The sequence below is a fragment of the Microcoleus sp. genome, from assembly GCF_049646505.1.
In the GTDB taxonomy this organism is placed as follows: domain Bacteria; phylum Cyanobacteriota; class Cyanobacteriia; order Cyanobacteriales; family Microcoleaceae; genus Microcoleus.
Map to the genome: position 1 here is coordinate 1 of NZ_JBARVX010000300.1, position 8,540 is coordinate 8,540.

General features: G+C 47.2%; 5 protein-coding genes and 1 pseudogene. 4 read left to right on the plus strand and 2 right to left on the minus strand.

The annotated features are described in order from the left end of the window. Positions 1-319: 319 nt before the first annotated feature. Positions 320-1,999, minus strand: a complete 1,680-nt coding sequence (locus WBA89_RS15750) for a hypothetical protein (protein ID WP_424407993.1) — start codon at positions 1,997-1,999, stop codon at positions 320-322. 1,048 nt (positions 2,000-3,047) lie between these two features. Here WBA89_RS15750 and WBA89_RS15755 point away from each other — a divergent pair. The 4 genes from WBA89_RS15755 to lptC all read left to right on the plus strand — a co-directional run bounded on the left by WBA89_RS15755 (position 3,048) and on the right by lptC (position 7,767). Then, on the plus strand, positions 3,048-3,290 hold the full coding sequence (locus tag WBA89_RS15755; protein ID WP_424407999.1) for a zinc ribbon domain-containing protein: 243 nt from the start codon (positions 3,048-3,050) through the stop codon (positions 3,288-3,290). A 749-nt stretch (positions 3,291-4,039) separates the two neighbouring features. Beyond that, the gene (metG, locus tag WBA89_RS15760; RefSeq protein ID WP_424407995.1) at positions 4,040-5,647 is read left to right on the plus strand and encodes a methionine--tRNA ligase; all 1,608 of its coding nucleotides are present in this window, start codon (positions 4,040-4,042) and stop codon (positions 5,645-5,647) included. An 89-nt stretch (positions 5,648-5,736) separates the two neighbouring features. After that, positions 5,737-6,342, plus strand: a complete 606-nt coding sequence (locus tag WBA89_RS15765) for an NYN domain-containing protein (RefSeq protein WP_006631885.1) — start codon at positions 5,737-5,739, stop codon at positions 6,340-6,342. Between the two features lie 225 nt (positions 6,343-6,567). Beyond that, positions 6,568-7,767, plus strand: coding sequence for an LPS export ABC transporter periplasmic protein LptC (gene lptC, locus WBA89_RS15770; protein WP_424407997.1), 1,200 nt, complete (start codon positions 6,568-6,570; stop codon positions 7,765-7,767). A 234-nt stretch (positions 7,768-8,001) separates the two neighbouring features. Here lptC and WBA89_RS15775 read toward each other — a convergent pair. Next, a pseudogene (locus WBA89_RS15775) lies at positions 8,002-8,320 on the minus strand (ISAs1 family transposase); the annotation flags it as partial. Positions 8,321-8,540: the final 220 nt, after the last annotated feature.

Consider the following 8,540-nt stretch of genomic DNA (forward strand, 5'->3'; position numbering starts at 1 on the left):
AGACCTCTTGCAAAAATAATTAGGACGGGCCCCAGAGCCCGTCCCACAAAAATCTTTTTTTCTTGTGGGATGGCTTTGAGCATCGTCCCAAAATTTGATTAAAAGGACTGAGGCAAGAGGTCTAATACAATTGAAATCAATCTCGCTTGTTAAGAAAGTAGGGTGCGTCAGTAAGTAGAAATTTGTTTGAGAAACAACAAATATCGAAGCTGACGCACCCTATTAACTACTAACTCACAATAGTGAAGCAAGCAGATTGGATATTACCAATTCCCCATTCCCCATTGGCAATTAGCGATTCCCAATTACCCATTACCAATTAATTTTCGGTAGCCGCAGGAGATGGCACAGCTTCGGGCGAGGGCGACACTTCCGGGGCAGGAGATGGCGACACTTCGGCGGCAGGAGATGGCGCAGCTTCGGGCGAGGGCGACACTTCCGGGGCAGGAGATGGCGCAGCTTCGGGCGAGGGCGACACTTCCGGGGCAGGAGATGGCGCAGCTTCCGGCTGCGGGGATTCTTTGGCGGGTTGCGGTTGAGGAGAAGGCGACTGTTCCGCGGCTGGTTTCGGTTCAGGCGAGGGTGACGGTTGAGCCACAGGCTTGGGTGCGGGCGACGACGGTTGGGCACCGGGCTGCGGTTTGTTTTCGCCGGCGGGCGGCTTCTCAAACTGGGGATTGACTTCCGCAGGTGCTGGGGAGGCCGCGGGCTTGGGTGCGGGCCCTGTCGGGGCGGGCGCTGGCTGCTGGCCTGGTGGATTGGGCCTGGATGGGGTTACAGGAATGCCGCTGCAAATTTTTTCGTCGTATTTAAACGCGACAGCTACTTGGTAAAGCTTGTGCGTGCTGGCTGCTGGAAATATCACGGCCGGGTCAATAATCCCAGTTTTAGCCGCACTGTCGAGAATACTGTAACCCGTGGGGACGATCGCCTGCGGCTCGGCCTTGAGCAAGCCTTGAGGGTTGACAACTGCTCCGAAAACTGCTACTCCTTCGAGTTTTTGCGGACAAGCTGCTGCCGGATAAGCGACATTCACAGGAGTCGGCCCGGTCATTTGCAAGTCGGGATAAGCTTTTTGGAATCTTCTAAACAAAGCAACATAGGTATCTGCAGCAGCAAGCTGTGTCTCTCTGTCCCTGGGTAAGTTTGAACCGGGAACTCCCTGCTGTTCTAGCTGTTGCTGTCCCCGGTCAAATTCCTGCCTCCTGAGTCTTTCTTCGGGAGTTTCTGCAATCAGATTCCTTTTATTCGGATCTTTTTGAGTTAATTTTGGCCCTCCCTCTATTCCCGAATTCCTGCCGACAATTGGAAATTGGGGGGTAAAGACTGGAGCTCCGTCTGGAAATAGCGGCAGTCCGCTTCTACTAGCTATGATTTTTTTGAGGGTTTCTGCCTCGTCTTCCGATTGCCCGCCGGGAAGCTGGGGCGCTTCTGTCAGCGATGGCGGCGGCGGGATATTGCGATCGAAATTACCGGGCAGCGGCGGAAAAATTACACTGCCGGGAGGCAATGGCGGCAGGATAGTGGGTGTTGTCAGGGAGGGGCTTCTGAGAGTTGGGGCTTGAGTTTGGAGAGGCTGCGGAGCTGTTGGAGCTGTTAGGGGCGGGAGAGGGGGAGGGAGAGGGGAAAAGAATCCAGGAGGGGGCATTCCCGGAGGCAGGGCGGGCAAGTTGATGGATGGAGGTGCGGGGGGTAAGGGCGGGGTTAACTTGGGCGGGGCGGGCACGGGAACTGGTGCGACGAGCGAAAACGGTGCATTGGAGGGCTTTGGTGGTATAGTTTGTGGCAGGCGCTGCGCTTGAGCTGGTGTTAGCTGTACGAAGCCGACTGCACCGGGGATATTTTTTTTTGAGGAGTTTCCACCGTAGATCAGGTTTGAGAGCGTCGGGGCACCTACTCCAAGCACTCCGTGAAGGCCGACAGAGGCTAGGGCTGCCCACCAAAAAGGCTGGCGCAGCGGTTCGGAAAGGGTGTTGGCTAGGGAGGAAGAGTCAGTCATGACCATAGGGAATAGAGAATTGGTAGTTGGTAATTTGGGAATTGGTAATGTGGAATAGGAGGTTAACAGTTATTAATTTATATTTTCTTTTGAGCGAGTTAAAAGAGGCTGTTGTGGAATTCAAAGGTACAATTTTAGCACGGTAGGCATGGAAATTGCCCGATCGCCAACCCGCCGCTGCTATACCGTGTCTTGGCAGGCGGCAAACATACATTAATTGATTAAACACCGATTATCGGCGCGATCGACCCCTGTTTCTAATTCGGTTACAGAACCGAATTCATCCTTAAAAGTAATTGTTCAACTCGACAGCAGGAGTCCCGCACCAAACACGGTACGACCTTGAGTGACGGGAGGAATGCGCGCCCAGCCTGACTGCCGAGCAAATCTTCGACTCCTGTTGCAATATTAGATTTCACGAGATACGATAACACCAGAGTTTGTGAAGAAAATGTCCCGAGTCATCACCGCCAAGCTAAAATTCAAACTGACTGACGAGCAAAAAGCTTTGGTGTCTCAGACTGAAGAAGCCTACCGAGATGCCTTGAATTGCACTTGACAAGTTGCTTTTGACGCAGGCAAAACCAGCAATGGCGCTAAGCTGCAGAAAGTGGAAACAAACTTGCAAAATAAGTCTAAATTCTACTCAGGTTCAGATGTTATACCATTGTTCTTTCATATGTGGTACAGATCAAATCTTAGCCCCCCCGAAATCGCGGGGGGGGTTGGGGGGGGTAATATCTAGCGCTACTTTATGAAATTGGTATTAGACATAAAGCTAACCGCTACCATAAAGCGCGGATGACTCTTCAGCGTAAATACACTCGTTCAGCGAAGCGAAGGTTAATCGCTCTGTCTGGGAGAGAGAGACGGTTTATCGCTGATGTGAACCACTAAATCAGCAAGGACATTGCCAAACCTAACACCCTGATTGGACTGGAAAACCTCACCGGAATCCGGGACAGGATTTAAAACTAAATCGGGTAAAAAGGCAAGCAAGAAGAGACGCAGAGCCAATCGAAACAAAGCTAAATGGTCTTATGCCGAATTGCACGGGTATATTGACTACAAAGCCAATCTAAATGGTTCGTTAGCAACTAAAGTTCCGGCTCATTACACGTCGAAAAGTTGCCCTAAATGCGGACATAATTCGGATGCTAATAGACCGAACAAAGGACTATTCTTCCGTTGCAAATGTTTTAGTCATGAGTTACACGCCGATGCAAGTTGGTGCGCGAAATATGGCAATGAGAGCGTTGCTTGTCCGGCAAGAGTGGACGAGCAGTCTTGAGCTTGTCAGCATCCCCTGATGTGTCGAAGGGTGAAACCAAAGCCCAAATCTGATCTAGGTTTTCTCGATTGCGGTGGAGTTCAGATCGTCGCCCACATCTGCGGCGGTACTCCGCTTGATGCTGGGTAGTTGATGAAATAAGGTTTTGACAGTTAGATGCTCCCGTAGCTTAATAGCTTGTTAGACGCGCGCTAATTCGATCGCCCCAAGCTTAACAGGCTTGGAATTTTATTGTCTTTCGCTTCATACGCTGCCAACAACATTGAGCAACCAGGGTTAATTGACAAAAAATCTCGGCTTTCAGGTTCTGGCTGAAAGCCGAGAAACTACAGCACTCGCCCTGCACGAGAGATTTTTTATATAAAACCCGGTTTTTACCTCCGCGAGCCGATCGGAAACAGGCAGGAGTTGCGGGCGATCGAGAGATCGACAGTTTCGCACGGGCGCGGCTTGGAGATGCCAAGCGGGGCGATTTGGTCTGCCAGAAATAAATTGAGGACGCGCGATCGACAATCCCAGGCGGCCACAAGTCAGTAAAATGTCAAAATATTAAGACATTTTAGAGAGTTCGTCAAAAACAACTTAAAAAGATTAGTCTTGATAAGAAAGCTATATTTCTTTTGGAAATAGCTCTGGTTAGACAAATGCAAACAACTTGCAGTAAATTTAGCTTGATTGCCAGTCCATCAAAGATTTAAACGCTGAGTTAAGATCGAAACGCCATCTAGGGAATTTTCTTTTAACGTTTAATGAAATCGACCGATAAAACTAAGAAGACCTTTGCAATCACAACGCCTCTGTACTATGTAAACGATTTACCTCACGTTGGCAGCGCTTACACGACTATGGCTGCCGATACCCTAGCCAGATTTGAGCGGCTGCGGGGCAAATCTGTGTTGATGATTACCGGGACTGACGAACACGGGCAGAAAATTCAGCGCACGGCCGAGAGTTTGGGACGATCGCCCCAAGCTCACTGCGACTTAGTAGTTCCGGCCTTTGAAACGCTGTGGGAGCAACTCGACATCCAGTACGATCGCTTCATCCGCACAACTTCGCGCCGCCACGAGTACATTGTCAAAGAATTTTTCCAGCGCGTCTGGAACTCCGGCGACATCTACTTGAACCAGCAACAAGGCTGGTACTGCGTCTCCTGCGAAGAGTTTAAAGATGAACGGGATTTGTTACCGGGAAATCGGTGTTCCATCCACACCAGCAAGGAAGTTGAGTGGCGCGACGAAGAAAACTACTTTTTTCGCCTGTCGCGATATCAAGACCAACTGCTGGCCTTGTACGCAGAACGTCCCGACTTCATCGCCCCGGAAAGTCGGCGCAACGAAGTTCTCAGCTTTGTCAACTCCGGCCTGCAAGACTTTTCGATTTCGAGAGTGAATCTCGCGTGGGGCCTGCCGATACCGGTTGATTCGAGTCACACCATTTACGTCTGGTTTGACGCTTTGCTGGGATACGTCACAGCCTTGCTAGATCCGGACAGCGACCCGATGTTAGAGAATGCTTTATCTAAATGGTGGCCGATCGACCTGCACTTGATCGGCAAAGATATTCTCCGCTTCCACGCAGTTTACTGGCCGGCAATGTTAATGTCAGCGGGTTTGTCGGTGCCGGGCCGCGTCTTCGCTCACGGTTTTTTGACCAAAGACGGCAAAAAAATGGGGAAATCGGAGGGCAATACTTTAAACCCAGTAGAATTGGTCAATAAATACGGCGCTGATGCAGTGCGTTACTATTTCCTCAAAGAAATTGACTTCGGAGAAGACGGCGATTTTAACGAAACTCGGTTTATCAATACACTGAATGCTGAGCTAGCAAACGATTTGGGAAATTTGCTTAACCGCACCTTAAACATGGCTCGAAAATATTGCGGAGGCTCAGTGCCAAATGTATCAGCAGATAATATTTCCGGCGACAACCTTCTCAAGAGTATGAGCCTGGATTTGGGCGATCGAGTTGCGGGATTTTACGAAGAATTGGCTTTTAGCAAGGCTTGCGAAGCTGTACTTGCATTAGTTAGAGCCGGTAACAAGTTTATTGACGTGCAAGCACCTTGGAGTTTGTACAAGCAAGGACAGCTCGAAAGTGTCCAGCAAGTGCTATATTCTGTTCTGGAATCTGTTAGACTGGCATCTTACCTTTTATCGCCGATTATCCCGAATATCAGCACTGCTATCTATCAGCAGCTAGGTTTTTCAATTGACTTTAACGATCGGGTTGCCGTTAACAGTTCAGCGACTTTTGCAGTTCATGCTGCCTGGGGCGCAATGCCAGCCAACCAAACTCTGGGAGAACCCCAACCAGTGTTTAAGCGGCTAGAACTGCTGGAAACATTACCGTCATAGTTCGCAGCCAGCGATCGGGTGCTATGACAGATTACGAATTAGCACTTTTTCCTTAACCAATCTTTCATAATAATTGAGGCATAACAATCATGTTGAATAGAATAGAAAGCAACGACCTTTTTACTCCGGAACAGGTACTCGAAAATCGGGGTCGAGTGGCAATTTTTATAGACGGCTCTAATCTTTTTTACGCGGCTTTACAGTTGGGAATTGAGATAGATTACACTAAGCTGCTGTGCCGTTTAACTGCGGGTTCGCGGCTGTTACGCTCTTTTTTCTACACTGGTGTCGATCGCACAAACGAGAAACAGCAGGGGTTTTTGCTGTGGATGCGTCGCAACGGCTACCGAGTGATTTCTAAGGATTTGGTGCAGTTACCAGATGGTTCTAAGAAAGCCAATTTGGATGTAGAAATTGCTGTGGACATGATGGCTTTAGTCGGTTCCTACGACACAGCGGTTTTGGTCAGCGGTGACGGCGATTTGGCCTATGCTGTCGATGCTGTGAGCTATCGCGGTGTGCGGGTGGAAGTCGTCAGTTTGCGATCGATGACCAGTGACAGTTTAATTAATGTAGCCGATCGCTACATCGATTTAGAAATGATTAAGGATGACATCCAAAAAACATCGCGCCCTAACTATGCTTACCGCCCGCTGTCGGGTCTAAGCTTGATGGAAGAACACGACGACAGATAGGGAATAGGGAATGGGGAATGGGGAATGGGGAATGGGGAATAGGGAATGGGGAATGGGGAATGGGGAATGGGGAATGGGTAAGGGGTGGAATAATTAAAAATTAGAAGTTAAAAATTTAGATAAAGTATAACACATTTTAAATTTTTGATTGAGAGTTTTTAATTAGCCAACTACCAATTACCAATTCCCAATTACCAATTACCAATTCCCAATTATCGATTACCAATGATTAATCTCCAATCTCAAAATTCCCATCTCAAATCCCCAAAATTCGTGCTGCTATTTTTAGCAGCATTGATTTTGGGGATTAGTGCTTGTGCTGCTCCCCAAGAAACTCAAAATAACAAATTAGCAGAGGATCTCAAAACCGCTCAGCAGGCAAACAGCAGTTTAACATTGAACAAAGTAACCCTAGAACAAGCAAACGAAAAGGGCGAAACCTTCTGGAAAGTTAACTCAAAAACTGCCGTTTACAGCAAAGACCAAAAGACAGTTGACGTTCAGAAACCAGTGGGAAAATTGTTTCAGGACGGTAAAGAAATATACGACATTCAGGGAGATACCGGGCAGGTATTTCAGGAAGGAAATCAGGTTTTTCTCAAAGGTAACATCGTCGCTACTGACCTAAAAAATGGCTTGGTATTGCGCGGAAACGAGCTGGAGTGGCGGCCGAAGGAAGATATTTTAGTTGTTCGCAATAATTTGACGGGAGAGAACAAACAGGTGACAGCTTCAGCAAAGGAAGCGCGGGTTTTCAGCAGGGCGAAGAGGATAGAGTTATTCGGCTCTGTAGTGGCAAATGTGAAAGATCCGGTTTTGCAATTGCGAACCGAACACTTAGTGTGGTTTGTGGAGCAACAAAAAATCAACAGCGACCAACCGACTCAAATTGACAGATATAAAGATAAAAAAGTAACAGACAGCGGTTTTGCTGACCAGGTAGATGTAGACTTAAAAACCAAGATTGCGACATTAACGAAAAACGCTCAATTAATGCCATCAGACCCGCCGCTGCAAATAGAAAGCAGTTTGATGAGTTGGAATTTTCCGGCTCAATCTGTGATCTCGCCAGGGCCTGTGAAGGTTTTTCACAGAGTGGAAAAGGTGACAATGACTGGGGATGCGGGACGGGGAGATTTAGAGAAAAAGATTTTTTATTTAACTGGAAATGTGGTAGGAATTGGGGAAAAACGTCAATCTCAATTAAATACCGATCGCGTAACGTGGTATTTAACTAACCAGACGTTTGACGCGGAAGGAAATGTGGTTTACAAGCAACTAAATCCGTTGTTTAGTTTGACTGGGCCGAGGGCGGCGGGAGAGCTTAAAAATCAAACTGTGATTGTTAAGGGTGACGGTGGTGGCGGCCAAGTTGTTACGGAATTTGTGCCGGATGAAAATCAGGGAATTTTAGAAAGTAAATAGGGTTGCAACCCAGGGGGAACGCATCTTATTGAACACTCTTCATCAGCGGTGAGTATATTTTGAGATAAATTCACCATTTTTAGAAGCTACAGACACGCTTGGCAATGACTTTTTAGATAAAATAGAAGCTGATTAATGGTGGTTTTTACTTAAGGCGAACTTTGAGACAATAAAAATATTACAACCACTGTTTACAGGTTGGACAATAGTTATTAATGAGTTATTCGTGAGAATTTAGTTAACTGCAACAGTGAGAATCTTAGTAAAATAGTCATCATCCCACCAGGCTCGAAGTCGCTTATTTCTGGCTCCGGTTTTTGAGGTGTTTTTATCAAATCAAAAGATTGAGCGAGATGTGTTTAATTATAGCAAAGTTTTGCCGAGCATTATCTTTTATAATCCGACAATCATCTTCACGAAAACCCACATCTAATACCCAATGTAAATAATTTTCAATTTCCCAATGCCTGCGAACTGATTCACTAAGTTTTTGAGCATCATTTGGTAAACTACTAATGTAATAACGAGTTTTAATAGTTGTTTTTTCCTTGACTATAGCAATCCTCGCATCATTTTCAATAACTGGTTGAGAGGCTAAGAGCCTAGGAATCGATGTCATACCATTTTTCTTTCATATGTGCTACTACCCCCCCCACTCCCCCCCGAAATAAGGGGGGGTTGGGGGGGTAATATCTAGCGCTACTTTATGAAATTGGTATCACTATTGAAGAGTCTCGCCTGCGAAAATGGAGGCAGAGCCTCCGGATATGCGT

Excerpts from the sequence above, each read along its gene's own strand:
- WBA89_RS15750 (WP_424407993.1), bottom strand. The coding sequence starts at position 1,999 with ATGACTGACTCTTCCTCCCTAGCCAACACCCTTTCCGAACCGCTGCGC.
- metG (WP_424407995.1), top strand. The coding sequence starts at position 4,040 with ATGAAATCGACCGATAAAACTAAGAAGACCTTTGCAATCACAACGCCT.
- WBA89_RS15765 (WP_006631885.1), top strand. The coding sequence starts at position 5,737 with ATGTTGAATAGAATAGAAAGCAACGACCTTTTTACTCCGGAACAGGTA.
- lptC (WP_424407997.1), top strand. The coding sequence starts at position 6,568 with ATGATTAATCTCCAATCTCAAAATTCCCATCTCAAATCCCCAAAATTC.